This is a genomic window from Halomonas sp. KM-1, from assembly GCF_000246875.1.
Lineage (GTDB): Bacteria > Pseudomonadota > Gammaproteobacteria > Pseudomonadales > Halomonadaceae > Halomonas > Halomonas aerodenitrificans.
On record NZ_BAEU01000124.1, the window covers coordinates 137,532 to 163,103 of the forward strand.

At 63.4% G+C, this 25,572-nt stretch carries 29 protein-coding genes and 1 tRNA gene; 12 read left to right on the top strand and 18 right to left on the bottom strand.

The window, feature by feature from the left end:
- The first annotated feature begins 32 nt into the window (after positions 1-32).
- Both B8115_RS14570 and B8115_RS23355 read left to right on the top strand, forming a co-directional pair.
- The gene (locus B8115_RS14570) at positions 33-1,739 is read left to right on the top strand and encodes a potassium/proton antiporter (RefSeq protein WP_010628551.1); all 1,707 of its coding nucleotides are present in this window, start codon (positions 33-35) and stop codon (positions 1,737-1,739) included.
- 10 nt (positions 1,740-1,749) lie between these two features.
- Positions 1,750-1,932 carry a hypothetical protein gene (locus tag B8115_RS23355; RefSeq protein WP_141638609.1) on the top strand — a complete coding sequence of 61 codons (183 nt, stop codon included), beginning with the start codon at positions 1,750-1,752 and terminating at the stop codon, positions 1,930-1,932.
- Positions 1,933-1,993: 61 nt separating this feature from the next.
- Here the strand turns inward: B8115_RS23355 and nhaD are convergent, their stop codons facing one another.
- Together nhaD and B8115_RS14580 are read right to left on the bottom strand one after the other, a co-directional pair.
- The gene (nhaD, locus tag B8115_RS14575; RefSeq protein ID WP_370542921.1) at positions 1,994-3,394 is read right to left on the bottom strand and encodes a sodium:proton antiporter NhaD; all 1,401 of its coding nucleotides are present in this window, start codon (positions 3,392-3,394) and stop codon (positions 1,994-1,996) included.
- 327 nt (positions 3,395-3,721) lie between these two features.
- Positions 3,722-3,811, bottom strand: a tRNA-Ser gene (locus B8115_RS14580).
- Between the two features lie 75 nt (positions 3,812-3,886).
- Here B8115_RS14580 and B8115_RS14585 point away from each other — a divergent pair.
- The 7 genes from B8115_RS14585 (at position 3,887) to B8115_RS14615 (ending at position 7,212) form a co-directional block, all read left to right on the top strand.
- Positions 3,887-4,330, top strand: coding sequence for an NUDIX hydrolase (locus B8115_RS14585; protein ID WP_010628553.1), 444 nt, complete (start codon positions 3,887-3,889; stop codon positions 4,328-4,330).
- Positions 4,331-4,439: 109 nt separating this feature from the next.
- Positions 4,440-5,108 carry a Bax inhibitor-1/YccA family protein gene (locus B8115_RS14590; RefSeq protein WP_010628554.1) on the top strand — a complete coding sequence of 223 codons (669 nt, stop codon included), beginning with the start codon at positions 4,440-4,442 and terminating at the stop codon, positions 5,106-5,108.
- Between the two features lie 71 nt (positions 5,109-5,179).
- Positions 5,180-5,572, top strand: coding sequence for a sulfurtransferase complex subunit TusD (tusD, locus tag B8115_RS14595; RefSeq protein ID WP_010628555.1), 393 nt, complete (start codon positions 5,180-5,182; stop codon positions 5,570-5,572).
- A 13-nt stretch (positions 5,573-5,585) separates the two neighbouring features.
- Positions 5,586-5,963 (top strand): sulfurtransferase complex subunit TusC, encoded by a 378-nt coding sequence (gene tusC / locus B8115_RS14600; protein WP_010628556.1) that lies wholly within the window; start codon positions 5,586-5,588, stop codon positions 5,961-5,963.
- A 27-nt stretch (positions 5,964-5,990) separates the two neighbouring features.
- A complete protein-coding gene (tusB, locus tag B8115_RS14605) occupies positions 5,991-6,281 on the top strand; it encodes a sulfurtransferase complex subunit TusB (protein ID WP_010628557.1) in 291 nt (96 codons plus the stop codon).
- Positions 6,281-6,634, top strand: coding sequence for a TusE/DsrC/DsvC family sulfur relay protein (locus tag B8115_RS14610; RefSeq protein WP_010628558.1), 354 nt, complete (start codon positions 6,281-6,283; stop codon positions 6,632-6,634). Before tusB ends, B8115_RS14610 begins: the two co-directional genes overlap by 1 nt.
- An 8-nt stretch (positions 6,635-6,642) precedes the next feature.
- Complete coding sequence (locus B8115_RS14615; RefSeq protein ID WP_010628559.1) at positions 6,643-7,212, top strand: ACP phosphodiesterase; 570 nt, start codon at positions 6,643-6,645, stop codon at positions 7,210-7,212.
- Here B8115_RS14615 and B8115_RS14620 read toward each other — a convergent pair.
- The 6 genes from B8115_RS14620 to B8115_RS14645 all read right to left on the bottom strand — a co-directional run bounded on the left by B8115_RS14620 (position 7,181) and on the right by B8115_RS14645 (position 13,500).
- Positions 7,181-7,735, bottom strand: a complete 555-nt coding sequence (locus tag B8115_RS14620; protein ID WP_010628560.1) for a TRAP transporter small permease — start codon at positions 7,733-7,735, stop codon at positions 7,181-7,183. The two genes, B8115_RS14615 and B8115_RS14620, sit on opposite strands and share 32 nt — an antisense overlap.
- Before the next feature lie 85 nt (positions 7,736-7,820).
- Positions 7,821-8,804, bottom strand: coding sequence for a TRAP transporter substrate-binding protein (locus tag B8115_RS14625; RefSeq protein ID WP_010628561.1), 984 nt, complete (start codon positions 8,802-8,804; stop codon positions 7,821-7,823).
- Positions 8,805-8,832: 28 nt separating this feature from the next.
- The gene (locus tag B8115_RS14630; RefSeq protein ID WP_010628562.1) at positions 8,833-10,116 is read right to left on the bottom strand and encodes a TRAP transporter large permease; all 1,284 of its coding nucleotides are present in this window, start codon (positions 10,114-10,116) and stop codon (positions 8,833-8,835) included.
- Between the two features lie 9 nt (positions 10,117-10,125).
- Positions 10,126-11,649: an amidase gene (locus tag B8115_RS14635; protein WP_026038140.1), complete on the bottom strand. Its 1,524-nt coding sequence runs from the start codon at positions 11,647-11,649 to the stop codon at positions 10,126-10,128.
- A 142-nt stretch (positions 11,650-11,791) separates the two neighbouring features.
- Entirely contained in the window at positions 11,792-12,748 is a 957-nt protein-coding gene (locus tag B8115_RS14640) for a LysR family transcriptional regulator (protein ID WP_010628564.1), read from the bottom strand.
- A 35-nt stretch (positions 12,749-12,783) separates the two neighbouring features.
- The gene (locus B8115_RS14645) at positions 12,784-13,500 is read right to left on the bottom strand and encodes a FadR/GntR family transcriptional regulator (RefSeq protein WP_010628565.1); all 717 of its coding nucleotides are present in this window, start codon (positions 13,498-13,500) and stop codon (positions 12,784-12,786) included.
- A gap of 198 nt (positions 13,501-13,698) precedes the next feature.
- On the opposite strand from B8115_RS14645, the gene B8115_RS14650 reads away from it, so the two are divergent.
- Positions 13,699-15,060 (top strand): FAD-binding oxidoreductase, encoded by a 1,362-nt coding sequence (locus tag B8115_RS14650; protein WP_010628566.1) that lies wholly within the window; start codon positions 13,699-13,701, stop codon positions 15,058-15,060.
- Positions 15,061-15,117: 57 nt separating this feature from the next.
- On the opposite strand, the gene glp is transcribed toward B8115_RS14650, so the two are convergent.
- The 5 genes from glp to B8115_RS14675 all read right to left on the bottom strand — a co-directional run bounded on the left by glp (position 15,118) and on the right by B8115_RS14675 (position 18,881).
- Entirely contained in the window at positions 15,118-16,326 is a 1,209-nt protein-coding gene (gene glp, locus B8115_RS14655) for a gephyrin-like molybdotransferase Glp (protein ID WP_010628567.1), read from the bottom strand.
- The gene (gene moaB, locus B8115_RS14660; protein ID WP_010628568.1) at positions 16,319-16,840 is read right to left on the bottom strand and encodes a molybdenum cofactor biosynthesis protein B; all 522 of its coding nucleotides are present in this window, start codon (positions 16,838-16,840) and stop codon (positions 16,319-16,321) included. Before moaB ends, glp begins: the two co-directional genes overlap by 8 nt.
- The gene (locus tag B8115_RS14665; RefSeq protein WP_010628569.1) at positions 16,837-17,157 is read right to left on the bottom strand and encodes a DUF1244 domain-containing protein; all 321 of its coding nucleotides are present in this window, start codon (positions 17,155-17,157) and stop codon (positions 16,837-16,839) included. The genes moaB and B8115_RS14665 overlap by 4 nt, the downstream gene beginning before the upstream one ends.
- 55 nt (positions 17,158-17,212) lie before the next feature.
- Positions 17,213-17,845 (bottom strand): helix-turn-helix domain-containing protein, encoded by a 633-nt coding sequence (locus B8115_RS14670; protein WP_010628570.1) that lies wholly within the window; start codon positions 17,843-17,845, stop codon positions 17,213-17,215.
- Between the two features lie 100 nt (positions 17,846-17,945).
- Positions 17,946-18,881 (bottom strand): histone deacetylase family protein, encoded by a 936-nt coding sequence (locus B8115_RS14675; protein WP_010628571.1) that lies wholly within the window; start codon positions 18,879-18,881, stop codon positions 17,946-17,948.
- A gap of 109 nt (positions 18,882-18,990) precedes the next feature.
- Between B8115_RS14675 and B8115_RS14680 the strand changes: the two genes are divergently transcribed.
- Entirely contained in the window at positions 18,991-21,738 is a 2,748-nt protein-coding gene (locus B8115_RS14680; protein ID WP_010628572.1) for a bifunctional acetate--CoA ligase family protein/GNAT family N-acetyltransferase, read from the top strand.
- Between the two features lie 363 nt (positions 21,739-22,101).
- Here the strand turns inward: B8115_RS14680 and pdxH are convergent, their stop codons facing one another.
- The 5 genes from pdxH to B8115_RS14705 all read right to left on the bottom strand — a co-directional run bounded on the left by pdxH (position 22,102) and on the right by B8115_RS14705 (position 24,814).
- The gene (gene pdxH / locus B8115_RS14685) at positions 22,102-22,743 is read right to left on the bottom strand and encodes a pyridoxamine 5'-phosphate oxidase (protein WP_010628573.1); all 642 of its coding nucleotides are present in this window, start codon (positions 22,741-22,743) and stop codon (positions 22,102-22,104) included.
- 116 nt (positions 22,744-22,859) lie between these two features.
- The gene (locus B8115_RS14690; RefSeq protein WP_010628574.1) at positions 22,860-23,261 is read right to left on the bottom strand and encodes a DUF2069 domain-containing protein; all 402 of its coding nucleotides are present in this window, start codon (positions 23,259-23,261) and stop codon (positions 22,860-22,862) included.
- On the bottom strand, positions 23,258-23,878 hold the full coding sequence (gene wrbA / locus B8115_RS14695) for an NAD(P)H:quinone oxidoreductase (RefSeq protein WP_010628575.1): 621 nt from the start codon (positions 23,876-23,878) through the stop codon (positions 23,258-23,260). The genes B8115_RS14690 and wrbA overlap by 4 nt, the downstream gene beginning before the upstream one ends.
- Positions 23,879-23,904: 26 nt before the next feature.
- The gene (gene arsC, locus B8115_RS14700; protein WP_010628576.1) at positions 23,905-24,261 is read right to left on the bottom strand and encodes an arsenate reductase (glutaredoxin); all 357 of its coding nucleotides are present in this window, start codon (positions 24,259-24,261) and stop codon (positions 23,905-23,907) included.
- A 91-nt stretch (positions 24,262-24,352) separates the two neighbouring features.
- On the bottom strand, positions 24,353-24,814 hold the full coding sequence (locus B8115_RS14705) for a gamma-glutamylcyclotransferase family protein (protein ID WP_010628577.1): 462 nt from the start codon (positions 24,812-24,814) through the stop codon (positions 24,353-24,355).
- A gap of 123 nt (positions 24,815-24,937) precedes the next feature.
- Here B8115_RS14705 and smrA point away from each other — a divergent pair, with 123 nt between their 5' ends.
- Positions 24,938-25,531 carry a DNA endonuclease SmrA gene (gene smrA, locus B8115_RS14710; RefSeq protein WP_010628578.1) on the top strand — a complete coding sequence of 198 codons (594 nt, stop codon included), beginning with the start codon at positions 24,938-24,940 and terminating at the stop codon, positions 25,529-25,531.
- Positions 25,532-25,572: the final 41 nt, after the last annotated feature.

Sequence of the window (25,572 nt, forward strand, 5' to 3'; positions counted from 1 at the left end):
CATAATGGAGCCATTCCGGCTCGAGGTCATGCATGGACACCATCAATACGCTGTTTCTGTTATCCGGCTTTCTCATCGCTTTGAGCGTCGTGGCCAGCCGTATCTCTTCGATGGTGGGCTTGCCGCTGCTGCTGATCTTCCTCGGGCTGGGTATGCTGGCTGGCGAAGACGGTATTCTGGGAATTCAGTTCGACGATTATTCATTGGCTTTCCTGATCGGTCACCTCGCGCTGGCCATGATCCTTCTCGATGGCGGGCTGCGCACCCGCCTCAAGACGTTCCGTGTCGGTTTTCGACCGGCGCTCTCCCTCGCCACGCTCGGCGTTTTCGTTACCAGCGCCATCGTCGGCCTGTTCGCCATGTGGATCTTCGACCTGACGCTCGTCCAGGGCCTACTGGTCGGCGCCATCGTCGGTTCCACCGATGCCGCGGCGGTTTTCTCGATGCTCAGCGGTCGCGGCGTGCATCTCAATGAGCGCGTCAGCGCAACGCTCGAGATCGAGTCCGGCACCAACGATCCCATGGCCATCTTCCTGACCGTGCTGCTCGTCGAACTACTGGTAGGCGACATCCGCGGGCTGGGTTCGACGGCAACGTTCATGGCGCTGCAGTTCGGCCTGGCCCTGGTGATCGGGGTGGGCGGCGGCTGGCTGAGCGCCAAACTGCTGCGCTGGCTGGATCTCGCCCCTGGGCTCTACTCACTGCTGGCACTGGGGCTTGGGTTCTGCGTTTTCGGTGCCACCAGCTTCCTCGGCGGCAGCGGCTTCCTGGCGATCTATCTCACCGGGTTGATGATCGGCAACCAGCCGGGGCGCCATCTCAACTTCATTCTGCCCGTGCATGATGGCCTGGCCTGGTTGAGCCAGATCGGGCTGTTCCTGATCCTGGGTCTGTTGGTCAGCCCATCGGGGCTGCTCGAGTTCGCCTTGCCGGCTGCCCTGGTGGCGCTGGTGCTGATCTTCATCGCCCGCCCGCTGGCGGTACTGGTGACGGTCAAGCCGTTCTTTCGCTTCCGCTGGCGGGAAATCGGCTTCATCTCCTGGGTCGGCCTGAGAGGAGCGGTCCCCATCGTATTGGCCATTTTCCCGGTGATCGGCGGGGTGGAGAATTCCGCGCTCTATTTCAACGTCGCCTTTGCCGTGGTTCTGCTCTCGCTGCTGATTCAGGGCGGCACGCTACCCCTGATGGCACGCTGGACCAAGGTGGAGGTGCCCGTTGGCGTGACCCCCAACAATCGCGGCCCGCTCGGTATCCTGCCGGAAAACGATTACGAGATGTTCGTCTACAAGGTGGACAATCAGGATCTCGACGACGTCCCCATTCGCCTGTTGCGCTTTCCCTCGGGCGCGGTGATTTCCGCACTGTTTCGCCAACACGCCATGCTGCACCCCAAGGGCAGCACGCGCCTGAAGCTTGGCGACGTGATTTGCGTCATCGGGCGCAGCGAGGATCTGCCGGCGCTCAACCGGCTGTTCAGCGGCGATGCCAAGTTGAAGCGGGAGCGTGCCTTCTTCGGCACTTTCACCTTCGATGGCGATGCCTTGATGCGGGATATCGCCAGCGTTTACGGCCTGACCCTGAGCCCCGGAGAGAGTGAGATGACCTTGGCCGAGTTCGTGTCCTTGCGGGTGGGCGGCCATCCCGTCGTGGGTGACGACGTCGACTGGCACGGCATTCACTGGGTGGTCAGCGAGATGGACGGCAATCGGGTAACCCGGGTCGGCTTGCGCCTCTATTGACCCCCAAGCCATGACCGCTTCGCTTGCAGCACTGGAAGGCGGCTTCTATCTTCTCGTAACCACAATCGGCATCGACAAGGAGACGTCACATGCTCAAATTTCTGGCAAGTACCGCCGGGATCATCTTTCTCATTGGCCTGCTGGTGGTCATCGGCCTGCTGATGCTCATCTTCTGACACTCATTTCTCTATGACAGCGACAGATACGAGACGGGGCAGCCAAGCTGCCCCGTCTTGCGTCTTACCAGCGACTACTCAGCCGATGGCAAAGCTGGCCGCATTGAGCCATAGGTGAACCGCGATGCTGGCCACATAGCCCAACAGGATCACCGGCGCCCAGCGCAAGTGGCCCATGAAGGTATAGTTGCCACGCGCCTGGCCCATGAGTGCGACACCCGCAGCGGAGCCGATCGACAGCACGCTGCCACCCACACCGGCCGTCAGGGTGATCAGCAGCCACTGCCCATGGGACATGTCAGGCTGCATGGTCAACACGGCAAACATCACGGGAATGTTGTCGACCACCGCCGAGACCAGCCCCAGCACGATGTTGGCCCAGGTCGGGTTCCAGCCCAGGTAGAGCGCCTCGGAAAGCAGGCCCAGATAACCCATGAAGCCCAGGCCTCCCACGCACATCACGACGCCGTAGAAGAACAGCAGAGTATCCCACTCGGCCCGTGCCACGCGATTGAACACGTCGAAGGGCACCACGCTGCCCAACTGCGCCAATTTGCGCTCATCGCCACGGGCGGTGTAGCGAGCACGCTTGCGCTCCAGCGAGCGCGGCAGGCTGCGGCGCAGGTAATAGCCGAAGAACTGCAGGTATCCAAGGCCCGTCATCATGCCCAGCACGGGCGGCAAGTGGAGCAGGGTGTGACAGGCGACCGCCGTGGCCACGGTGAGCAGGAACAGGGCGATGATGCGACGCGCACCGCGCTTGAGCCAGACGTCCTCGTACACGCCTTCCGGTTTGCGGTTGTTGATGAAGAAGCTCATCACCACCGCGGGAATGAGGAAATTGACGATGGAAGGAATCAGCAGCGTGAAGAACTCATAGAACTGCACGATGCCGGCCTGCCATACCATCAGCGTGGTGATGTCGCCGAACGGGCTGAACGCGCCGCCGGCGTTGGCGGCCACCACGATGTTGATGCAGCACAGGTTGATGAAGCGCTTGTCGCCCTCGGCCACTTTGGTCACCACCGCACACATCAGCATGGCCGTGGTCAGGTTGTCGGCGATGGGCGAGATCACGAAGGCCAGCACGCCCGTCAGCCAGAAGAGCTGCCGGTAGCTGAAGCCCTTGCGCACCATCCATGAGCGCAGGGCATCGAAGACGCGGCGCTCGTCCATGGCGTTGATGTAGGTCATCGCCACCAGCAGGAAGAGCATGAGCTCGGTGAACTCGAGCAGGGTTTCGCGGAAGGCGTGCTCGGCCTGGTCGGGCATGCCGGCCTGCACATAAACCCAGCCGATCATCGTCCAGATCAAGCCGGCGGCAACCAGCACCGGCTTCGACTTGCGCATGTGCAGCTTCTCTTCGGCCATGACCAGGGAGTAGGCCAGCACGAAGATCAGGACTGCCAGGAAACCGACCATCGAGCCGGTCATCGGGATACTCCCGGTGACGGCAAGCGCGGCCGGGCTGAAGGACATAGCGAGAAGAGCGAGCATAGCGATGCCTGACCACCGGGAGAGGCCCCGGAGTCTGGCGAGGGAACAAAAGCCGATAGGCATGGATTGAGTTCCTGGATGGAGTAGTAGGGGAGGGATGAAAAACGCCATTATTCTAACACCTCATATTGCACCGCAATAGAGGTGGCGAGCGTCCGAATTCGGCTTCGCCAGCACATCGAGCTGGAGTCCGCGACTTGGTGGCCGACTCACTGGGCGAAGATAGGCGGCATGCTCACTGCATGATGTTGGGTCGTATGATGGGCAAACGAAAAAAGCGCCCGCAGGCGCTTGATTCTAAAGACTAGGTGGCGGAGGGACAGGGATTCGAACCCTGGAAAGGCTTTCACCTTTGCCGGTTTTCAAGACCGGTGCATTCAACCGCTCTGCCATCCCTCCGGCTCACGGGGGCGAATATTACCAGTTATGCTCATAAGGTCAAGAGCATCGCTGCGTTAGCGTCGAGGAGTCGTCATGTCAGCCCCGCGCGAAACACAAACTGGCCCCATCGTCGCCGTCGCAGCGGCGGCGATCGAGCAGGGCAGGGTATTGGTAGTGCGACGTACCAAGCCGCCCAACGCCAATCGGCTGGCACTGCCGGGCGGCCGCGTGGAACCGGGTGAGTCGATGTTCGAGGCTGCCGTGCGCGAACTGCGCGAGGAAACCGGGGTCGAGGCCGAGGCGGAGCGTGTTATGACAGCCGTCGAGGAGATCCAGCATGATGCCCAGAGACGCTTGCTGTACCACTACGTGATCGTCGTGGTGAGCTGCCGGTGGCTCGGCGGAGAGGCGGTCGCCGGCGACGATGCCAGTGAAATTCGCTGGCTCGACCGCAGGCAGATAGCGCAAGAACCGGAACTGTGCGAAAACACCCGGCGGGTGGCCGCTGCGCTGTATGAAGAACTATACTCGCGATGAAGATGCGTTGAGCGTTGTAGAACTAAGGACTTGCGTCGGGAACCAACCGACGGCATCCTTGGTCCACTGCTGAGATCAACCAAGATCAACTACAGGGAGCTCTCGATCAATGGCCTATCACGACACACATGTGGCCCAGCACTCGTCCCAGGCCGTCAGCGCCAACAAGGTTCTTCGCAACACCTACGCGCTGCTGGCGATGACTCTGCTGTTCTCCGCCGTCACAGCGGGTGCCGCCATGGCCATGGGCGTCGAGCGGATGAACATCTTCGTGTTCTTCATCGGCGCATACGGCTTGATGTTCCTGGTCCACAAGACCGCCAACTCGGCTACCGGCCTGCTGGCCACCTTCGCCTTCACCGGCTTCATGGGCTTTACCCTCGGCCCGATTCTCAGTGCCTACCTGGCCCTGCCCAACGGCGCCGCGCTGATCATGAACGCACTGGCCATGACCGGTCTGACCTTCATCGGGCTTTCCGCCGTGGCACTGGTGTCCAAGAAGGACTTCAGCTTCCTGGCCAACTTCCTGATGGCAGGCGCCATCGTGCTGATCCTGGCCATGGTCGCAGGCCTGATCTTCCAGATCCCCACCCTGATGCTGATGGTATCTGCCGGCTTCGTGCTGTTCGCCTCGGCCGCCATCCTTTATCAGACCAGCGAGATCGTGCACCGCGCCGGCGAGACCAACTACATCCTCGCCACCATCACGCTGTACGTCTCGATCTACAACCTCTTCGTCAGCCTGCTGGCGCTGCTCGGCATCATGAGCAACGACTGATCGCCGATCACGAGGGTATCGCCGGGCCCCGCTGATGCGGGGCCTGCGCGTTTGAGCAGACAGGTACCGCCATGCGCTACGCTCTACTCGTCCAGGGAGCGCCCTACAGCAGCCAGGCGTCCCATTCCGCGCTGCGCTTTGCCTCGGCGCTGCTGACCCGCGGCCACCGCCTGGAGTGCGTCTTCTTCTATCATGAAGGGGTATACAACGCCGCCCGCCTGGCCGCACCGCCTCAGGACGAACCGCACCTCTACGATGCCTGGTGCGCACTCAATGCCGAACATGGCACGCAGTTGCAGGTGTGCATTGCCGCCGCCCTGCGCCGCGGCATGCTCGACGAGCGCGAGGCCAACCGCCATGGCAAGCACGGCCATAGCGTCGAGCCCCCCTTCGAACTGACGGGGCTCGGTCAGTTGATCGACCTGGGGCAGAGCGTCGACCGCCTGGTGACCTTCGCCCCCTGAGGAGAACGAACGGATGTCGTCACACGCCCCTGCCACCGGAGACCTGCTGGTCATCCTGCGCCACGCACCACATGGCAGCAGCTGGCTGCGCGAAGGTCTGGATGCGGCCTTGGTGGCCGCGGCTTTCGGTCAGTCGGTGACGCTACTGTTCCAGAGCGATGGCGTACTGGCCCTGGCCCGTGACCAGCAGACCGGACCGCTGGGCCAGAAGAGCACTGCGCCCACCCTGGACATGCTGGCCATGTACGACATCGAGTCGCTGTACTTCGTCGAGGATGCCCTGGCGAGCTTCGGCCTGACCCAGCAGGATCTGCAACTCCCGGCCTCGGGAATCCCCGCCGCAGTGATTCCCGAGCTACTTGCCGGCCACAAGCAGATCCTGACTTTCTGATAGGCTTCGATGCCACTGTGAGGCTTCATGATCCTGCATATTCTCAACCGACCGCCCAGTTCGAGCCTGGTGTATCGCGAAACGCTCGCCGCCATGAGCGACACGGACCGCCTGCTGCTGGTCGAAGATGGCGTGCTGGGTGCACTGACGTCCCAGGTACGTCATTTCCAACAGGTTGAGGGGCGTCTGTTCGCGCTGCGCGAGGACCTGCACGCACGCGGGCTCGAGGGCCAGTGCGACGCCGTCGTTCAGGTCGTCGATGTGGATGGCTTCGTCACCCTGACCGAAGAAGCCGACAAGACGGTGAGCTGGTTCTGATGGCTTCCACCGAAGTTGCACGCTACCTGAACGTCGGCGACAGACGCATCGCCCTGGACCCGGAAGGCTACCTCGTCGAGCTCAGCGACTGGACACCGGCCGTGGCCGAGGCCCTGGCCGCCGAGGAGGGACGCGATCTCGGCGAGGAGCACTGGGAGGTGATCGAGGTGATCCGAGATTTCTATGCCCGCTATCAGGCCTCACCGGCCATGCGCCCGCTGGTCAAGGCGGTGGGCCTGGCTCTGGGGCCGGAGAAGGGTCGCTCGCTGCACCTGATGCGCCTGTTCCCCGACAGCCCCGCCAAGGTAACGGCTCGCCTTGCCGGGCTGCCGAAACCTGCCAACTGCCTCTGACGGCCCACATGAACTTCCTGGCCCACGCCTGGCTTGCCCGCGGCGGCAGCGATGAGTTTCTCTACGGTAATCTGATCGCCGATGGGGTCAAGGGCAGCGACCTTTCCGGCTGGCCTGCCGAGGTGGCGCTGGGGATTCGCCATCATCGCCGGGTCGATGCCTTCGTCGACGCTCACCCGATCGTACTGTCGGCGCGCAGGCGCGCGCCTGCCGAGTATCGGCGCTATGCCGGCATCGCGCTGGACCTGCTATGGGATCATTTCGTGGCCCGTGAACTCGAGCTCGAGACTCAGGAGTCGCGTCTGGTGCTGCGCAGCTATCGCGTGCTTGGCCACCGGCCTGCACCGGCTCGTCTGGAGCGGATGATTCCGGCCCTGGTCGCCCAGGACTGGCTGCACCGCTACGCCGATTTCAGCTTCACCTGCGATGCGGTGCGGGGGATCGGCAACCGCCTGTCGGGCCCCAATCGGCTGGCTGCCCTGGTGCCCTGGCTCGAGGCCGACTACGGCAACCTGCAGCGCGACTTCGACCGGCTGTGGCCGGCGGTCACCGAGGCCCTCGAGGTTCCTGCCCACTGATTCGGCTCATACGGGTCGACTCCGCCATTTTCAGCTCGCAGGCTCGCGCCAGCAGATGAACCAGGATGATCGCGGCGCAGATCGGCACTGCCATTGCTACCCAGGACATCGGAAACCCGAGCGTATCTGCGCTGAGCCGGGCCTGTCGTGCAATGAATCCGCGTGTCGTATCCATCCCCGGGCCGAAGATGCTGAAATAGATGATCGGCACCAGAAAAATAAGCACTGCCGTGCCGCGCACGAGTGCCGTGAGTTGCCACCAGGGACTCCCCTTGTCTTGCATGGGGTCCTTGAAGAGCGCCGGATCGTCTTTCGACTTGAAGGAGAGGGTGGCGCCAAGCAGCCCACTCCAGACCATCATGTAGCGCGCCATCTCCTCGGTCCAGGAGGGTGGGGCGCTGAAGGCATAACGTGCGACGACCTGTATGGCCACGAACACCAGCATGGCCGTCAGACACAACACCGCCAGGCGCCGTGTCAGCCAGTCCAGCCAGTCACTGAAAATGACGATTGAGCGATACATATTCGGCACACCCTGTCAGGAACACGACGATTACCCAGCCCCGGTGCCAGTTTGAGCCTGGTACCGGGGAGCCTACCCGCTGAAATCAGCGGGTACGTTGGGCCAGCTCCGACCAGGTTTCCACCTGCTCCGCTGTCAGCGTCGTGTCATGATAGACAGGCTGTGACAGTTCACGGAATCTCTCTCTCGCCGCATCCGTCAATGTCAGCACTTCTACACCAGCCACCTCGAGCTCGGCCAGCGCCTTGGGCGTGACCTCCTCCAGCCAGGCACGATTGGCCTGGTTGGCAACGTCGACGGACTCATCGACGATAGCCCTCTCGTCATCGCTCAGTCCCCGATACCAGTCGTCCGACACGAGAACGGCGCGCAGCGCATTCATGACATTGGCATCGGTAAAATGGCCCACGATGTCGGTTTGTCCGAACATGATGGGCACGAGCGGCGTATTGATGTAGCCATCGACGATCCCTGTCTGCAGGGCAGCCGGGACTTCCCCCCAGGAGACGATGGTGCCGTTGGACCCCCAGGCCCGGTAGAGGGCGATCTGAGCATCGTCGAGGGCGCGCATCCTCAGGCCGGACATGTCATCGGGCGTGGTGACGGCCTTGCGTGTCGTGATGATGCCCGAGGGCGGTCCGAGCGGCACGATCGCCAGCAATCGAACGCTGGCATGGGCGATATCGTCATTGATGCGATTCAACACATCGCCTTCGGCCAAGGCCCGGTCCATATGGGCCACGCCATCGAAGAGATAGGGCAGTCGCACGCCGAAGATGAAGGGGTCGATTCGCGCGACGGAATTCACATCCGATAGCGATACTTCCAACAGCCCCATGGCAATCTGGTCGAGCTTTTCCGCCTCGCCGCCGACGGCGTCACGTGGCAACTCCCTGGCCCTCAGGCCCCGCTCATTGAGCGCTTCGGTAAAGTGGTGCGCCCAGACGTAGGAGCCCGACTTCTCGAGGTCCGGCGGACTGTCGAGGGCAACCTTGATCTCACTGCTCCAGGCTGTCGTGGTCAGAGCAAGCAGGGCGCCGGCCAAAGCCAGCTTTTGCAACAGTTTCATGGCATGTCTCCTCTTGTGGTTATTATCTTCAATCCACTTTGAAGCCGAATATCCGAGGCAGTGACAGACTGATCTCAGGGAAGAACGCGATCATCAGCAGGGTGACGATCTGCACGGCGATGAACGGCAGGGTTGCCAGGGCAAGCCGCCAATAGTCGAGCTTGGCGATAGCCGCCACCACGATGAGGCACTTGCCCAGGGGCGGCGTTATCAAGCCGATGCAGAGGTTGAAACACACCACGATGCCCAGGTGTACCGGACTTATCCCCTGAAGCAGGGCCGTAGGTGCGAGCAGTGGCACCAGAAGGGTGAGCGCCACCGGGGTGTCCATGAACATCCCGGCAATCAACAGCACCCCGATCAGCAGGATGAGATAGCGAGTCCCGGTGAGTCCCGCCGACTCCACCCATCCCGACAGCAACTGCGGCCAGCCGAGCAGCCCTGCCAGATAGCTCAGTACCGCAATGGCACACAGAATGATGAATATCGCGCCCGTCAAACGGGCCGTTGCCTCTGCCGCTTCATAGAAGAGCTTGGGCGTCATGGCGCCCAGCAGCCTGCCGACAAGAATGGCAGCCACGACTGCCAGTGCGGCACCCTCGGTCGGCGTGGTCAGGCCGAAAACGATGCTGCCCAGGATGATGACCGGGATGGCCAGGGCAGGGGCGGCCTTCAGGAAGCTGGCTCGAAGAGGCGGTACTTCGATGGTGTCTCCACCAGGGTGATTCTCTCGGCGAGCAAGCCAGCCGTTCATGCCGAACAGCATGCAGGCCAGCAGCAGACCGGGAAGGATGCCGGCAACGAATAGCGCTGCCACCGAAGTGCCGGTCAACCCGCCATAAATGATCATGATGATGCTGGGTGGAATGATCGGTCCGATCATGGAGGAGGCCGCCGTGATGGCGCCGGCGTAATAGGGCGAGTAGCCACGCTCCCGCATGGCAGGGATCAAGGTATTCGACACCGCCGCTGCATCGGCCACGGCGGAGCCCGATATACCCGAGAAAAAGAGACTGGTCATGATGTTGACGTGTCCCAGCCCACCCTTGAGACGTCCCAGCAGGGCCATCGCCAGATCGATCAAGGCTCGCGTTACCCCGGTGCGGTTCATCAGCTCGCCAGTGAGGATGAACAGCGGCATTGCCATGAAGGCGAATACATCCAACTGGGAGAAGATACGTTGGGGAACGATGGCCAGATACTGGGGATAGCCCGCCGCAATGAAAGCAAGGATCGCGGTTGCCCCCATCAGATAGGCAAACGCTGTCCCGGTGGTGAGGAATACCATAAAGGCTGCAATGACGTAGGCCATGACTGACTCCTAGACGGGAACGGATGCCGACGTCGCGGAGTGGCCATCGTCCGAACCGGGAGGCGACGTGACGATGGACTTCAACTCCGGTGTGGGCTCGGAAAGCCTGGCGAGATCCGGCTTCGGACGCCGTGTCGCCTGTAGCGATTCGAAGGCTTGCTCGATGGCTCGGGCAGCCTGCAGCAATTGGGCGTCTCCCCTGAACTGGCCGATCACCTGCATGCCGAATGGCATGCCGGCATGGTCGAGCCCGCACGGCATCGACAGGGCCGGGTTGTTGGCCAATGTGACCACATAGGTGAGTGCCAGCCAGCGATAGTACGTGGCGAGCGGAATGCCGTCGATGCGCTCGGCATAGGCCTGCTGCCAGCTGAAGGGAGTCACTGGGGTTACCGGGGCAAGCACCACATCCACATCGGCCAACGTTCGTTGGAAGCTGCGAAAGATGCGTGTCTGTTCAGCATGCGCCCAAGCCCGGTCCGCCAGGGACATGGATGCGCCGAGCTCGTAGTTGGCCTTGACGGCCGGGGCCAGAAGTTCCGGGTTTCGCCTGTAATCGTCATGGAAAGCGGCAACGAAGCTTTCGGCACGCACGACGTCGAAGCATTGATCAGCCTCACCCAAGTCGAAATCGAGCGGACGACACTCGCCAAACAGAGGAGCAATCGCTGCCATGCGCTCGCGAAACACCTTGCGGATATCGTTATCGACGGCACAGACGCCGAAGTCTTCGGTGTAGCCGACACGCAGCGAACGCAATTGCGGCGGATCGAATGTACCGAAGGGGGCGGAATCGTTGCTCGTCGAGAGCGGGTCGCGAGAGTCGTACCCGATCATGGCGCGAAGCAGAAGGCAGAGATCGTCAACGTTGCGGGCCATGGGGCCGAGCAACGATATCGAGGACCAGCCCAGGGGGCGAGTCGCGTGCGGGACCAAATTCGGAGAGGGGCGAAAGCCCACGATGCCACACAGTGCGGCCGGAATACGCAGTGACCCGCCGGTGTCCGACCCGGTGCAGAGGGGAAGCATGTCAAGCGCGAGCGCTACCGCCGAACCGCCTGACGAGCCTCCGGCATTCAGCATGGGATTGAAGGGATTGCCGGTGGCCCCCCATACCGGGTTTCGGGTATTGGCACCGGCGCCCATCTCCGGCACGTTGGTCTTGCCGACCACGATTGCCCCGGCGCGGCGCAGCGAGGCCACCAAGGGGTGGTCGGCGGAAGGAACATGGTCCCGAAAGCGGGGAGAGCCATAGGTCGTGAGCAGGCCCTGCGTTTCCTGGAGATCCTTGATGCCGATAGGCAAGCCGTGCAGGGGACCGACGTTGTCGCCACGACGCAGCCGATGCTCCGCTTCGCGCGCCTCTGCACGGGCCCGTTCGTAGCAGGTGGCAGTGACGGCATTGACGGCCGGATTCAGGCGTTCGATCCGCTCGATACAGGAGGCCAGGAGCTCGATGGGAGACACCTCTCCCAGTCCCATCAAACGCATCAGTTCGCTGGCTGACGCGGACGTCAGGTTATCTGAAGACATGCAATACGCCCCACCTGAGCCGAGAGTCTTTTTTTTGTCATGACTCGAGCGTACGCAGCGGAGCGGGGGCAAACCAATGAAATCTTGCCGGCAGCGCATTACCAAATGGTAATGCCATGAAACGATAGCTCGCGCGCCACCGTTACAGAGGAGCGAAACGCGCCTGGCGGCTGGCCTGCTCCAGACACTCGCGAAAGAGATTGGAGGTCGCGTTGGACGACTCCCTCCTCCAGTAGCAGCGGGCCTCGGAGAGCACGCCTTCCATTTGTAGTGGCAGAATGGTCAGGTCGCCCTTTCCCGCATGGTGCCGTGCCAGCCATTGGGGCATGAGACTGATGAAGGGGGAGATCCGCATGAGCTCGATATTGAGCGGGAGCGATGTGGATTCCACATGACCGGATGGAAATGCGAGCCCCGACTTGGCCAGGAAAGCATCGATGGCCTGTCGTGCCAGCGATCCCGCGGCCGGACTGATCCATGGCCAGGCGACCGCATCCTTCCATTCGATCTCCTGGCGCCCGGCCAATGGATGCTGCACGCCGGCCACCAGCAGAACGGGTTCGCGTAGCAGGGTGGCCTGCTCGATACCCTCGCGGAACACAGGCTCCCATACCCGGGCGATCAACAAATCCAGCCCGCCGCTTTCCAGCATCGGCAGCAACTGATTGAAATGGCCCTCCACGACCGAGACGACGGCAGGCGGAGCGGTGATTTTCAACAACCGTATCGCCTCCGGCAGCAGGGTAGGGGCAATCGAGGTGACGACACCGACGACGACACGGCCACCGAGCCCGCGATGCACGGCATCGACATCGAATTCGGCCCGTTCGATCTGCTGCACGATCTCCCTGGCGTGAGTCGCCAGCCTCTCGCCGACAGGCGTCAAGACGATGCGATTGCCCTGTCGCTGCACGATGGGAATCTTCAGCGCTCGCTCGATCTCGCCAATTTGCTTGGAAACGGCAGGCTGAGTGACGTTCAACTCCTGAGCGACCCGGCTCACCTGTCCCATCTCGGCCAGCAGCGCAATCGTACGCAGATGTCTGAGCTTCAGGGTCTGTTTGAAGAAGCGCTTGATGTCCTGCTTGGTTTCCGGCATCTCGGTGCTCTCGACTTGGGTCACTCATCCAACGACTAATTGAAGCCAGCGAGGATCAGGCCTTGCGAGGCGACTTCGAAGTGCTTCTCGAGGGCCGCGCGAGCCGCATCGGGATCGCGTTCCATTATCGCCTGCGCGATGGCTCCATGCAGAGCCACGACCTCTTCGCGCGCGGTGCTTGACGTGCGATAGCGCCAAACGATGGTGTTGGTGTCATGCATGGCCGTGGTCAGGGACGATACCAGTACCGGAAACAGAGGATTGCGTGTCGCCTGCGCCACCGCAACATGAAAGGCAATGTCGGCCTCGGTCATGGCCTCGACTTCGTTATACGACGTCCGCATCCGCTCGACCAGGGAGAGCAGTTCTCTCGCCTCGGCCTCGCTGCGTCGACCCGCGGCCAATTCCACGGTGCGCAGCTCAATGGCGCGTCGCGCATCCAGCAGTTGTTGAGGATTGAGCTGCTCGGTGCGCAGGGCGTGAGACAAGGTGAGGGCAATGGCAGTGTCGTCGAATGCTGCCACGCGTGTACGGCGACCGGCACTCATCTCGAGGATTCGCATGGCGGCCAGCGATTTGAACGCTTCACGCACTACGGTACGGCTGACGCCAAGGGCCTCGATGAAGTAGGCCTCGCTCTGCAGCGGATCGCCTGCCATCAACCCTTGTCGATGAATGTGATCGAGAATGCTGCGCATCGCTTTATCGACCATCGTCTCGGGAGCCTCTTCGCTTCCGCGCTTCACTGTCATTCGCCATCCTCTGACTGTCGTCATGCCGGGCAGGTCGGCCGTGTTGCGATTATGATGCCACACCGCTGGGCTCCCGTCTGGTTGCATCCCTCCAACACCTGGCATATGTTAGGCACAACCTATCATATAGGTTTTTGCCATCCATGCGACGTTAGCGCTGACGTTAATTGCTCGAATGACTCTGGGAGCCTAAATACAATGAAACCCGTGATTGAAGCTCTGATCGATGCTCTAGGCGAGCAGGCCGTGTTGCATGGCGCTCGGGTCGCCGAGCGTGCCACGAGCTACTGGGACGCATCCCCGACCCAGGCACTAGCAGTGGTCAAGCCGCGTACCACCGGGGAGGTCAGCAAGGCGCTCGAGATTTGCCATCGCCACGACCAACCGGTCGTGACCCAGGGCGGACTGACGGGGTGCGTACAAGGCGCGGTTGCCTCGAACGAAGAGGTCATCGTCTCGCTGGAGCGCATGAACGCCATCGAGTCCATCGACCCGGTCGGTGGTAGTGCGACGGTCCAGGCGGGCGTCACCTTGCAGGCCCTTCAGGAGGCGGCACGGGAGCACGACTGTCTGTTCGCACTGGACCTGGGGGCACGCGGCAGCTGCACCATTGGCGGCAACGTCGCGACCAATGCCGGCGGCATCAGCGTGATGCGCTACGGCATGATGCGCAGCCAGATCCTCGGCCTGGAAGCGGTACTCGCCGACGGCACGGTGATGTCGAGCATGGACGAAGTGCTCAAGAACAATGCCGGCTACGATCTCAAGCACCTAATGATCGGCACTGAAGGTACGCTGGGGATCGTGACCCGAGTGGTAGTGCGTCTTCATCCCTTGCCGAAGAGTTGCAATACGGCTCTCGCCGCCCTGACCTCCTTCGAGGCGGTAACGCAGCTGCTGACGGATATGCAGAGAGACCTGGCTGGCACACTCAGCGCTTATGAGGTGATGTGGAACAGCTACTACCATGCGGCTACCGAGCCGGGTGGGCATCCGTCTCCACTGGGCCGGGAGTATCCGTTCTATGTTCTGCTGCAGGCAGAAGGTGCCGATGTCGAAAGAGATTCGCTGCATTTCGAACAGTTGCTCGAACGGTCTCTCGAATCTGGCGTGATCGTCGATGCCGTGATTCCAAAATCCGAGAGCGAGCGGCACGCCTTATGGGAAATCCGGGAAAACTTCGAGGCCATGCTCGCGGGGCGAACCACCTTTCTTTACGACGTGAGCCTGCCGATCAGGGCGATGGCAGGCTACGCGGAAGCCGTCAGGCAGCGGATCGTCGCGCGCTGCATCCAGTTCGGCCACATCGCCGACGGTAACCTGCACCTCTTCATACAGCCCGAGAGCCAGGATGCCGATCACCTGGCAAGCGACGAGGCAGTATATGCACCCTTGCTCGACGTGGGAGGATCGGTCTCGGCCGAGCACGGCATCGGCATGGAGAAGAAGGCCTGGCTTGCCCGCAGCCGGAGCGATACCGAGGTCGAACTCATGCGAAGCCTCAAGCGTGCCTGGGACCCCAAGAATCTGCTCAACCCCGGTAGAGTTTTTTCGCTGTAGTACTTAAGTTAGTACCTGAGTTAGCGCCTGAGTTGGTGCCTGGGCTAGCGCCTGAACTCAATCGACCCGCAACCATAGACAGTCGAGCCTGTCGCCTGGGTTGATCTGGGCATCGGCCGGCACCACCGCCAGCGCATCGGCCTTCACGCAGGAGGAGAGCACGCCGGAGCCCTGATCGGGAAAGGCGTGCGCGGTGAGCTCGCCCTGCGTTATGTTCAGCGCCACCCGCATGTAGTGCCGCCGCGGTCCGGTACGGGTGGAGAAGTCGGCCCGCGCGCTCAGGGTGGGCAGCGTGGCCAGGGCGGGGCAGGCGAGCAGGGCGCCCATCAGCGGCCGCAGGAACAGCCAGGCGGCAACGAAACTGGAGACCGGGTTGCCGGGCAGGCCGACGAAGCGAACCTCACGCCCGTCACTGGCGTCGAGCCGGCCCAGCGCCAGCGGCTTGCCGGGCTTGAGCGCCAGGCGCCACAGGTCGAGCCGGCCGATGTCTTCGATGGCGTTCTTGACGTGGTCTTCCTCACCGACGCTGACGCCACCGGTGGTGACGACCACTTCGGCCTGGTCCGCGGCCAGCGCCAGCATGGCCCGGGTGCCTTCGGCGTCGTCGGGCATCGAGGCGATGAAGGTGACCTCGGCGCCGAAGCGCTCCAGTAGCTCCTTCAACATGGGCCGATTGGTGTTGTAGATCTGGCCGGCTGCCAAAGGCTGGCCAGGCTCGACGATCTCGTCGCCACTGTTGAGCAGCGCGACCCGCGGCCGTCGCCGCACCGCCACCTCGACCACGCCCTGGCTGGCCAGATGCCCAAGCGCGGCGGCATCCAGCCGATGGCCGGCCTCGAGCAGCACCGCACCGGCTGCCACGTCGCTGCCGCGGTGGCGCACGTTATTGTCGGCAGGCACCTGAGCCGGGATGTCGGCGGCGTCGCCGACGACCTCGACCTGCTCCTGCATCACCACGCAGTCGGCGCCTTGCGGCAGCTCGGCCCCGGTGAAGATGCGCGCGCAGGTGCCCCGCATGAGCGGCTGCGGCGAGACACCGGCGGCAATCCGCTGGACGATCGGCAAGCGCTGACCGGCATCTGCATGGTGCAGGGCATAGCCGTCCATGGCGCTGTTGTGAAACGGGGGCACGTCGAGCCGGGCGACGACCTCGTCGGCCAGCACCCGACGGCTGGCCTGGGCACAGTCGACGATTTCCGCATCGACGGCGACGACACCCTCGAGCAGGGCAGCCAGGGCCGCCTCGACGGATTGCAGTTCAGACATGCTGGCCTCGTTCGGGAATGACCAGATTGGCGAAATTGCACGGCTTGTGGCGGCTGTCGAGCTGCTCGGCGAGCAACCCGTCCCAGGCAGTGCGACAAGCCCCGCTGGAGCCTGGCAGGCAGAAGATCACCGTGGCATTGGCCAGGCCACCGAGACAGCGGCTCTGGATGGTCGAGCTGCCGACCTCCTGCCAGGAGAGCTGACGAAACTGCTCGCCGAACCCCTCGATACGCTTGTCCAGCAGCACCGATACCGCCTCGGGGGTGGAGTCGCGGCCGGTAAAGCCGGTGCCCCCGGTGGTCAGGATCACCTGGACTTCGGGATCGGCGATCCACTCCGATACCACCGCGCGGATGCGGTAGACGTCATCGATGACGATGCGGCGCTCGGCCAGCCGGTGCCCGGCTTCGGTCAAACGCTCGGCGAGCAGGGCGCCGCTGCGGTCGCTGTTGAAGTCGCGGGTATCGGAAATGGTCAGTACCGCTACGTTGAGCGGGATCATCGCCTCACTCATGCCTGCGACTCCTGCTTGCGGGCCTGGCGCTCTTCGAAGGCGGCCAGCTGTTCCGGCGTGGCCTTGAGCTGATACTTGGCCTTCCACTCCTCGTAGGGCATGCCATAGACGTAGTCGCGGGCCGTTTCGTAGTCGAGCTCGGCCCCTTGTTCGTCGGCGGCGGCCACCAGCCACTTCGACAGGCAGTTGCGGCAGAAGTCGGCGAGAATCATCAGATCGATGTTCTGCACGTCCTTGTTGGCGTCCAGATGCCGGAGCAGGCGGCGGAAAGCGGCGGCCTCGAGCTGAGTGCGGGTGGCGTCGTCGAGATGCTGCATACGTTAGCTCCTGTTGAAATCGCCTCAGGATAGCAAAACTGCTGCGCCGGTGGGCTCAAACGGCATCACCGCGGGTGCAGACCGACAGCACTACGGCATCCTCTTCACTCACCGAGACCAGGGCGTGGCCCATGTCGCTGTCGAAATAGATGCTGTCGCCGCGGGAGAGCTGCAGCGGCTCGTAGAATTCGGTATAGAGGAGAATCTCGCCCTCCAGCACCATCAGGAACTCCTCCCCGTCGTGACGCACCCACTCGCTGAACTCTTCGAAGCTGCGTGCCCGCACGATGGTCTTGAAGGGGATCATGCGCTTCTGGGCCAGCTCGCAGCTGAGCAGCTCGTGCTCGTAGGTGGGGGTCGGGTGGCGCTCGCCTTCGCCCTGACGGGTCAGGTCGCGGCGTCCCATGGTGCGTGTCTGCACCTTGGGTGGGGTAAGCAGCTGGGGAAGATCGATGCCCAGACCGTTGATGAGTTTCTGTACCGCGGTGAACGTCGGCGAGATCTGGTTGTTCTCGATCTTGGAAAGGGTGGAGCGGGCCAGCCCCGTGCGCTGACTGACATCCTCCAGCGTCCACTGGTTGGACAGGCGAATTTCCTTGAGTCGTTCACCCAGGCGCAGGGGCTCGACGAACGGCTTGCGTCCCGAGGCGATGCGCAGTGCAGCCTGCTGATCGGTATTGGCGGGCATGGATCGGTTCACTATTGGAAACAGAGTTTCTCAAAGCGTACCACAGAAGGGACGGCGTGCCTCGCACCAACACGCCCCTGGTTTGCCTGGCGCCGACGCCTCACTGCTCGAAGGGAAGCCCCAGCAGCGCCTTGACGTGCGCCTCTACGCTACGCCCCAGAGAATCCAGGTCGTAGCCGCCCTCGAGCACCGAGACCAGGCGGTTGTCGGCGTACAGCGCGGCGATGTCCAGCGCCAGCCGGGTGATCCAGTAGTAGTCCTCGTCTTCCAGGCAGAGCTCAGCCAGGGGGTCTTCGCGATGCGCGTCGAAGCCGGCCGAGACGAGTACCAGCTCGGGCTTGAAGGCATGCAGCGCCGGCAGCCAATCATCCTCGATCGCCTTGCGGAAGGCAGCACTTTCGGTACCGGCCTCGAGGGGGGTGTTGACCACGTTCTGCCACTCGCTACGCAGGTAGCGCCAGGGATAGAAGGGGTACTGGAAACTGGTGCAGATCAGGATGTCGGGATCATCCTTGAAGATGTCGATGGTGCCGTTGCACTGGTGCACGTCGAAATCGAGTATCGCGATACGGCGTACGCCGTGGCGAGCACGCGCATGAGCAGCACCGACCGCGACGTTGTTATAGAAGCAGAAGCCCATGGCGTCGGTGGCCTCGGCATGGTGGCCGGGCGGTCGTACGGCGCAGAAGACGTTGTCGGCCTGGCCGCGATAGACCTGATCGACCCCGCGGATCACCGCGCCAGCGGCCACCCGGGCGGCGCTCAGGCTGTCGGGGTTCATCAGAGTATCGCTGTCCAGCGTGACGATGCCCGTTTCGGGAACGCACTTGTCCAGGGCGCGAAGGTGGCGCAGCGGATGGACCCTGGCCAGCTCCTCTTCGCTGGCCGGGCGCGCTTCCGACTGCATGGTCTGCTGCAACAGGCCGCTGAGGGCGAGGCGGGCGCGAATGGCCTCGAGACGCAGGGGGCTTTCGGGGTGCTCCGGGCCCATATGGTGAAGGTCGCAGTCGGGATGCGAAATGAACGACGTGATCATATGAACTCCAGAGTGACTGAAGTCACCTTAATGCGCCCAAGCCCTTGCACAACAGTGTCAATAAGTCGTACACAGGGAAGCATCTTTCCGTTCTGGTGGAGGCGACGTCTTGAGTACCCGGTTCCTGCGCCACTTCTTCGAACCTCGCACCATTGCGGTGATCGGCGCTTCGGAAAAGCCTCATTCGATCGGCGGCATCGTGATCCGGAACCTGCAGGAAGCGGGCTTTCCCGGCACGCTGTGGGCGGTCAACCGCAGGGGCTATGAGTCGGTCTTCGGCCAGCCCTGCGTTTCACGCATCGCCGAGCTGCCCGAAACCCCGGATCTGGCGGTGGTCTGTACCCCGGCCGACACCCTGCCCAAGGTGATATCGCGGCTGGGCCGGATCGGCGTCAAGGCGGCGCTGGTGCTGTCGGGCGGGGCCCATCTGGACGAAACCGAAGGGGACAAGGGCTCGATTCGCGAGCGCATGCTCACGGCGGCGCGCGAATCGGGTATCCGTGTGCTCGGCCCTGAGTGCATGGGGCTGATCGTGCCGGGTCGCCGTATCAACGCCTCCTATGCCAGTCAGCCGGTCAAGGCTGGCAAGGTCGCCTATCTCGGGCAGTCGGGCATGCTCGGCAACGCCATGATCGATTGGGCGGCAGGGCGTGGCATCGGCTTCTCGCACCTGATCACGGTGGGCGACAGCGTCGACGTCATGCTTCCCGACCTGATCGACTACATCAACCAGTTCGCCCCGACCCAGGCCATCCTGCTGCACCTCGAGCGCATCCAGGACTCGCAGCACTTCATGACCGCCCTGCGCGATGCCTCACGCAATCGCCTGGTGCTGGCGATCAAGAGCGGACGCACGCCCCAGTCCGACCTTTCCGGCATGCCGCCCACGCCGGGCATCGCCAACCGCGACGTGGTATTCGATGCCGCCTTGGCGCGCGCCGGGGTGGTGCGGGTCAACGACTCCGACGAGCTGTTCGATGCGCTGATGACGCTGTCGCAGATGCGGCCGCTCAAGGGCGACCGCCTGGCCATCGTCTCCAACGGCCTGGGGCCCGCCATGCTCGCCATCGACAAGCTGATCAGCGCCGGTGGCACCCTGGCCAGCTTCAGCCAGGAGACCCGCACGGCGCTGCGCAAGGGCGACTTCGACATGAGCAAACCCGGCGAGAATCCAGTGGATCTGGGCGGCAACGCCACGCCGGAGCGTTTCGTCGACGCCCTGGAGATCGTCGCCGCCGACCCAGGGGTCGATGCGGTGCTGGTGGTGCATGCCCCCACGCGCCTGGCGCCGTCGAAGGTCACTGCCCAGGCGCTGATCGCCAATCGCAAGCGCTTCAAGCGCAACCTGCTGACCAGTTGGATGGGACTCGAAGGCGCCCTCTATGCACGCCACGAGTGCAGCCTGGCGGGCATACCGACCTACGTCTCGCCGGAGAAAGCGGTCAAGGCCTTCATGCACATGGTCGACTACCAGCGTGTGCAGGCGCTGCTGCAGGAAACCCCACCTAGCCTGCCGTTCAGCACCACGCCCGACATTCGTGCCCGCTGCCGCACCCTGATCGAACAGGCCAGATCAGAGGGGCGCGAGATGCTGTCTCACTCCGAAACCGCCCAGGTACTGGAGGCCTACGGTATCCCCGTGGCCTCGAGCCGCTACGTGCACACGCCCGAGGAAGCCGCAGCCGCGGCTCGGGATCTCGAAGGGCCTTGGGCGCTCAAGGTAGTACACGACGGCAACTGCCGGCCGTTTCGCTATCGCAAGCATCCCCACCGCATCTCGGCGGGACTGCTGCAGGATCTCGACGACCCGCAGCAGGTGGCCGAGGGCCTCACCCGGCTGGGACACAAGGTGCACGAGAAATTCCCCCCGGTGAAGATTCGCGAGTACTGCCTGCAGTCCATGCAGCGGGGCAAGCAGTCGATGCAGATCTGCGCCGGCATCACCCGCGACCCGGTGTTCGGTCCGCTCATCGTGTTCGGCATCGGCGGCTACAAGGTCAACATCCTGGCCGACCGGCAGGTAGCACTGCCACCGCTGAACATGACGCTGGCGGCGGACGTGGTCGGCCGCACCCATGCCGCGCGCCTGATCCGCGAGCACTCCAGCGAACCCGAACGCGATCTTCAGCGGCTATGCCAGCTACTGGTCAAGCTATCGCAGATGGCCTCGGACCTGCTCGAACTGCGTGGGCTCGAGCTCAACCCGCTGCTGCTCAACCGCGATGGGGTGGTGGCGGTGGATTTCGCCCTCGATCTCGGCTCACCGGCACGCTTCGCGATCATGCCTTACCCGGAAGAGCTGCGGGAATGGGTGACGCTGAACAACGGCATGCGGGTCGAGGTGCGCCCCATTCGCGCCGAGGATGCACCCCTGATCACCAGCTTCCACAGTCAGCTCTCCGAGGAGAGCATTCGCTTTCGCTACTTTCACAACAAGTCCGATCTCAGCCAGCGCGACCTGTCGATCCTGTCGCACATCAACTACGACCGTCAGATGGCGTTCATTGCCGAACATCAGAAGGAGGACGGCAGCAAGGAGATGCTGGGGGTGGTCCGGGTGTGGAACGACCCGGACAACATTCGCACCGAGTTCTCGATCATCGTGCGCGACGACATGGCCGGGCAGGGGCTCGGCAGCCTGCTGATGCGCAAGATGATCGGCTACTGCAAGAGCGTCGGCACGCTGGAGATGATCGGCAAGATAATGGTCGACAACCACCCGATGCGAGCCCTGATGAAGTACCTGGGCTTCCGCTGCCGTTACAACATGGAGGAACAGGTGGTGGATGCGGTGCTGCGGCTCAACGAGCCGGAGAGCGAGTGGCAGAGGCTGCGTCTGGAAAGCCTCCCCGACTAGGGAAACGCTGCACAAATGTCTGCGCGGGCAAATCGCTGCGTTGCGCGGTGCTCGGAATCCTCACATATACCCCATATGCTCCGGTTGACTCGAAGCCTGCGGCTTCTCGCCCCTTCGGGGCCAGCCTACGGCTGTTTGTCGCTTCGCTCGGTACTGTGCTCCGTGCGCCTTGCGACCCACAGGGATGTGGGAAGTGCGTTGGTTCGTAGGGAACGAACCTAGCCGCTTCACTCCGCTCGCCTATTTGTTCAGCAGTTTCCTAGCGGAAACCCCGATTCATTACTGCGCTTGATATCCTGGCCGCCGGCGGCGGCCAGCCTATCTTCGCTCGTGACATGAAATCAGGGCTTCCTGGCGGTCAGCTCACGGGGCGAGACGGAAGGAGCGCCAGCTCTCGTCGCGGTACTCGTAGCGGATGCGGTCGTGCAGCCGGCTCGGCTGCCCCTGCCAGAATTCGATCATATCCGGCACCACGCGGTAACCGCCCCAGTGCACCGGGCGCGGAATGTCCTGACCCTCGTAGGCCTGCTCGAAACGGTGCTGACGCTCTTCGATCCAGTGCCGGTCGGGGATCACCACGCTCTGGGTGGCGACCCAGGCACCCAGCTGACTGGCGCGCGGCCTGCTGTTGAAGTAGGCATCCGACTCATGCTCGGCTACCAGTTCCACCCGGCCCTCGACGCGAATTTGCCGGCCCAGCGAGGGCCACCAGAACACCAGTGCGGCATGCGGCACGTTGGCCAGCTCGCTACCCTTGTGGCTGTGATAGTTGGTGTAGAACACCAGGCCGCGCTCATCGGAGCCCTTCAACAGCACGATGCGCGCATGGGGCAGGCCCTGGCTGTCCACGGTGGCCAGGGTCATCACGTTGCCGTCCTCGCCTTCGCTATCGAGCGCCAGCGTCAGCCACTCGTCGAACAGCACCATGGGCTCGGCGGGCACCATGCTTTCCTCGAGCCTGCCGCCCTCGTAATCGCGCCGGATATCGGCAATGTTGCGTGTCATGGCGTACTCCTCGTCCTTTTTCTCAATGGTGGCCGCTGTGCGAGAGCAGCACAACACCTGCGCTTTGACCGTCGTCACGGATTCCATTCACTGCAGCGGAGCAGCATAGGCGAAGGTCACTCACCGCGCTGCGCTTTCATCTGTCGGCTGCGAAAGCGGGCGTAGAACATGCAGCCGGTGAACAGCCCCAGCGCCGCGAGTGCTTCGGCGATACCCAGCAGCCCCTGACCGGGAAGCGTGGCCACCATGACCCCCTGAACGAAGTAGAGCAGGCTGACGAAGGCGAGCCAGACATGCCCACGGGGGCGCTTGGCGACGATCGAAGGCAGGAACAGGATCAGCGGTAGGCCGCGGATCAGGATGGGCGTCAGCGGGTTGGCGCCGGCTTCCATGGCCAGGCCGCTCCAGGCCAGCAGCGCCAGGAGAACGACATAGCTGACGAGCACCGCCTGACGGCTGCGCTCGGTGAGAAAGTCCAGCCCATGACGCGCCTCGAGCCCCTCGACCCAGCGCCTCATGAGCCTTCCCTCAGGCCGTCGAGCGCCAGCGCCAAACGAGCCAGCCGCTTGCCCTGAGCGCGCACCAGCCGGCGCTCGGCATCCGTCAGAGGCTGATCGCTGCGCTGCCCGGCCACGTGGCTGGCCCCGTAGGGTGTGCCGCCCGCGGTGGTGGTCATCAGGTCGGTCTCGCTGTAGGGCAGGCCGGCATAGACCATGCCGTGGTGCAGCAAGGGCAGCAGCATGGAGACCAGCGTGGTTTCCTGGCCGCCGTGCAGGCTTGAGGTAGAGGTGAAGGCAGTGGCCGGCTTGTCCACCAGGGCACCGTTGAGCCACAGCGCACTGGTCGAGTCGATGAAATGCTTGAGCGGCGCGGCCATGTTGCCGAAGCGGGTCGGGCTGCCCAGCGCCAGGCCGGCGCAATGACGCAGGTCGTCCAGTTCGGCATAGATGGCACCCTCGGCGGGAATCTCCGGGTCGACTGCCTCACAGGTGGGCGAAACCGGCGGCACGGTGCGCAGCCGGGCCTCGATGCCGGAGCAGGACTCCACGCCGGCGGCCAGCTGTTCGGCCATGCTGCGCGTGGCGCCGTGGCGGGAATAATAGAGAATCAGCACATAGGGCAGGGAGTCGCGCATCGTGGCTCCAGAAGCAGAGGAAAAGGTCAATCGCGGGCGTGAAGCAGGGCCAGCACGTCTTCGGGCGGGCGGCCGATGACGGCACGCTTGCCGTCGTCGGCAATCGGCCGTTCCAACAGCCTGGGAAAGCGCACCAGCGCGCTTATCACCTGCTCCTGATCCTGCAGGTCGGTATCTTCGACTTCCTTCCACTCCGCTTCCTTGGTGCGCACCAGAGCCTCGCCGTCGGCGTCCAGGCGCGACATGAGGTCACGCAGCTCCTCTTCGCTGAGCGGCTCGTCGAGGTAGCGACGCACCCTGACCTCGGCGCCGCGCTCCTCGAGCAACGCCAGCGCCTGTCGCGACTTGGAGCAGCGGGGATTGTGGTAGAGCGTAATGGCCATGCGAGACTCCTCGATCCATGAAAGCTGGTCCGTATTGTAGAAGGGGCGTCGTGTCGTCCACAACCGTGATGCTCGGGAATCTCCGCGCCGATCAGTCGGTTGCATTGGCCTCGCGGGCTTGTGAAGGGGGTCGTGACGCCTCGTCGAGGCGACGATAGACCCATGCCATGCGGCCATCCGCAAGGCGCATGGGAACGCGCTGATAGCGAATGCCCAGTCGCTCGTAGCGGTCCAGCCGTTCCAGCTCGTCCTCATCGACCTCCACCAACTCTCCCAGCACCCGCTCGTCTGGCGCTTCGACCAGATCGAGGCGCTCGCGGCGAAAGCCTTCGAGTACGGCCGTCTCGGTCTCTCCCGCACGGCCCATGACCACCCAGCGCACTGGGGCAAAGCGCAGCGTGCCGTAGACGAACACGGCGTGCTCGCCGGCCTCGATCTCAGGCAGATGGGCGGGGCGATCGTAGGTGTAAGGACTCAACATGGTGAGCCACAGCCAGCCGGCCAGGGCAAGCAGGCCCAACAGCATGGCGAGAGCGTAATGACGCAGGCGCATGTCGTCTCCCTATGACATGTGAAAACACATCCTGCCACGCCGAGAGGGCGGTTGTCCGGTTCTCCGCCGCCAGTGGGCTCTGTTAGGATGCAAGTCGAGGCTCGATCACAGCGGAGGTTGCCCATGACGCACTCAGCACACGAGGATCAGGACTTCCGGGCACTGGTGGGAGATGTGAAGCCACTGCGCAGGAGCGCCAATCGAGCCGATCCGGGCCAGCGTCGTAGCCGGCCCAGCGAGGCACAGCTGGCTCGCCGCGAAAGCGCCCAGGCGGAACTCGGGGAGAATAACTTCCTCTCGGACGATTTCGTCGAGCTTGTACCGCCGTTCGATCCCCTGGCCTTTCGCCGCGACGGCATTCAGCAGGGCGTGGTCGACCGCCTGCGACACGGCGGCTATGCCGCCCAGTCGCGCCTGCATCTGCTGCGCCGCCCGCTGGCGGAGTGCCGCCGGATGCTGCCGCCCTTCATTCGCGAAGCCTATGCCCACGATCTACGCTCGCTGCTGATCGTGCATGGCCGTGGGCAGGAGATCGACAGCCCTGCCAACGTGCTGCGTTCCTACCTGGCCAAGTGGCTGGTGCAGTTCGACGAGGTGCAGGCATTCGCTTCCGCCCAGCAGGCCGACGGCGGCCTGGGAGCGACCTGGGTGATGCTGCGCAAGAGCGAGCGGGCGAGGGCGGACAACCGCGAGCGTCAGCAGAAGCGCTGCGGCTGATCGCGAGGTCGATTTCTCATTTACCAACGACGACGAAAGCC

Excerpts from the sequence above, each read along its gene's own strand:
- B8115_RS14570 (WP_010628551.1), top strand. The coding sequence starts at position 33 with ATGGACACCATCAATACGCTGTTTCTGTTATCCGGCTTTCTCATCGCT.
- B8115_RS23355 (WP_141638609.1), top strand. The coding sequence starts at position 1,750 with ATGACCGCTTCGCTTGCAGCACTGGAAGGCGGCTTCTATCTTCTCGTA.
- nhaD (WP_370542921.1), bottom strand. The coding sequence starts at position 3,394 with ATGTCCTTCAGCCCGGCCGCGCTTGCCGTCACCGGGAGTATCCCGATG.
- B8115_RS14585 (WP_010628553.1), top strand. The coding sequence starts at position 3,887 with ATGTCAGCCCCGCGCGAAACACAAACTGGCCCCATCGTCGCCGTCGCA.
- B8115_RS14590 (WP_010628554.1), top strand. The coding sequence starts at position 4,440 with ATGGCCTATCACGACACACATGTGGCCCAGCACTCGTCCCAGGCCGTC.
- tusD (WP_010628555.1), top strand. The coding sequence starts at position 5,180 with ATGCGCTACGCTCTACTCGTCCAGGGAGCGCCCTACAGCAGCCAGGCG.
- tusC (WP_010628556.1), top strand. The coding sequence starts at position 5,586 with ATGTCGTCACACGCCCCTGCCACCGGAGACCTGCTGGTCATCCTGCGC.
- tusB (WP_010628557.1), top strand. The coding sequence starts at position 5,991 with ATGATCCTGCATATTCTCAACCGACCGCCCAGTTCGAGCCTGGTGTAT.
- B8115_RS14610 (WP_010628558.1), top strand. The coding sequence starts at position 6,281 with ATGGCTTCCACCGAAGTTGCACGCTACCTGAACGTCGGCGACAGACGC.
- B8115_RS14615 (WP_010628559.1), top strand. The coding sequence starts at position 6,643 with ATGAACTTCCTGGCCCACGCCTGGCTTGCCCGCGGCGGCAGCGATGAG.
- B8115_RS14620 (WP_010628560.1), bottom strand. The coding sequence starts at position 7,735 with ATGTATCGCTCAATCGTCATTTTCAGTGACTGGCTGGACTGGCTGACA.
- B8115_RS14625 (WP_010628561.1), bottom strand. The coding sequence starts at position 8,804 with ATGAAACTGTTGCAAAAGCTGGCTTTGGCCGGCGCCCTGCTTGCTCTG.
- B8115_RS14630 (WP_010628562.1), bottom strand. The coding sequence starts at position 10,116 with ATGGCCTACGTCATTGCAGCCTTTATGGTATTCCTCACCACCGGGACA.
- B8115_RS14635 (WP_026038140.1), bottom strand. The coding sequence starts at position 11,649 with ATGTCTTCAGATAACCTGACGTCCGCGTCAGCCAGCGAACTGATGCGT.
- B8115_RS14640 (WP_010628564.1), bottom strand. The coding sequence starts at position 12,748 with ATGCCGGAAACCAAGCAGGACATCAAGCGCTTCTTCAAACAGACCCTG.
- B8115_RS14645 (WP_010628565.1), bottom strand. The coding sequence starts at position 13,500 with ATGACAGTGAAGCGCGGAAGCGAAGAGGCTCCCGAGACGATGGTCGAT.
- B8115_RS14650 (WP_010628566.1), top strand. The coding sequence starts at position 13,699 with ATGAAACCCGTGATTGAAGCTCTGATCGATGCTCTAGGCGAGCAGGCC.
- glp (WP_010628567.1), bottom strand. The coding sequence starts at position 16,326 with ATGTCTGAACTGCAATCCGTCGAGGCGGCCCTGGCTGCCCTGCTCGAG.
- moaB (WP_010628568.1), bottom strand. The coding sequence starts at position 16,840 with ATGAGTGAGGCGATGATCCCGCTCAACGTAGCGGTACTGACCATTTCC.
- B8115_RS14665 (WP_010628569.1), bottom strand. The coding sequence starts at position 17,157 with ATGCAGCATCTCGACGACGCCACCCGCACTCAGCTCGAGGCCGCCGCT.
- B8115_RS14670 (WP_010628570.1), bottom strand. The coding sequence starts at position 17,845 with ATGCCCGCCAATACCGATCAGCAGGCTGCACTGCGCATCGCCTCGGGA.
- B8115_RS14675 (WP_010628571.1), bottom strand. The coding sequence starts at position 18,881 with ATGATCACGTCGTTCATTTCGCATCCCGACTGCGACCTTCACCATATG.
- pdxH (WP_010628573.1), bottom strand. The coding sequence starts at position 22,743 with ATGACACGCAACATTGCCGATATCCGGCGCGATTACGAGGGCGGCAGG.
- B8115_RS14690 (WP_010628574.1), bottom strand. The coding sequence starts at position 23,261 with ATGAGGCGCTGGGTCGAGGGGCTCGAGGCGCGTCATGGGCTGGACTTT.
- wrbA (WP_010628575.1), bottom strand. The coding sequence starts at position 23,878 with ATGCGCGACTCCCTGCCCTATGTGCTGATTCTCTATTATTCCCGCCAC.
- arsC (WP_010628576.1), bottom strand. The coding sequence starts at position 24,261 with ATGGCCATTACGCTCTACCACAATCCCCGCTGCTCCAAGTCGCGACAG.
- B8115_RS14705 (WP_010628577.1), bottom strand. The coding sequence starts at position 24,814 with ATGCGCCTGCGTCATTACGCTCTCGCCATGCTGTTGGGCCTGCTTGCC.
- smrA (WP_010628578.1), top strand. The coding sequence starts at position 24,938 with ATGACGCACTCAGCACACGAGGATCAGGACTTCCGGGCACTGGTGGGA.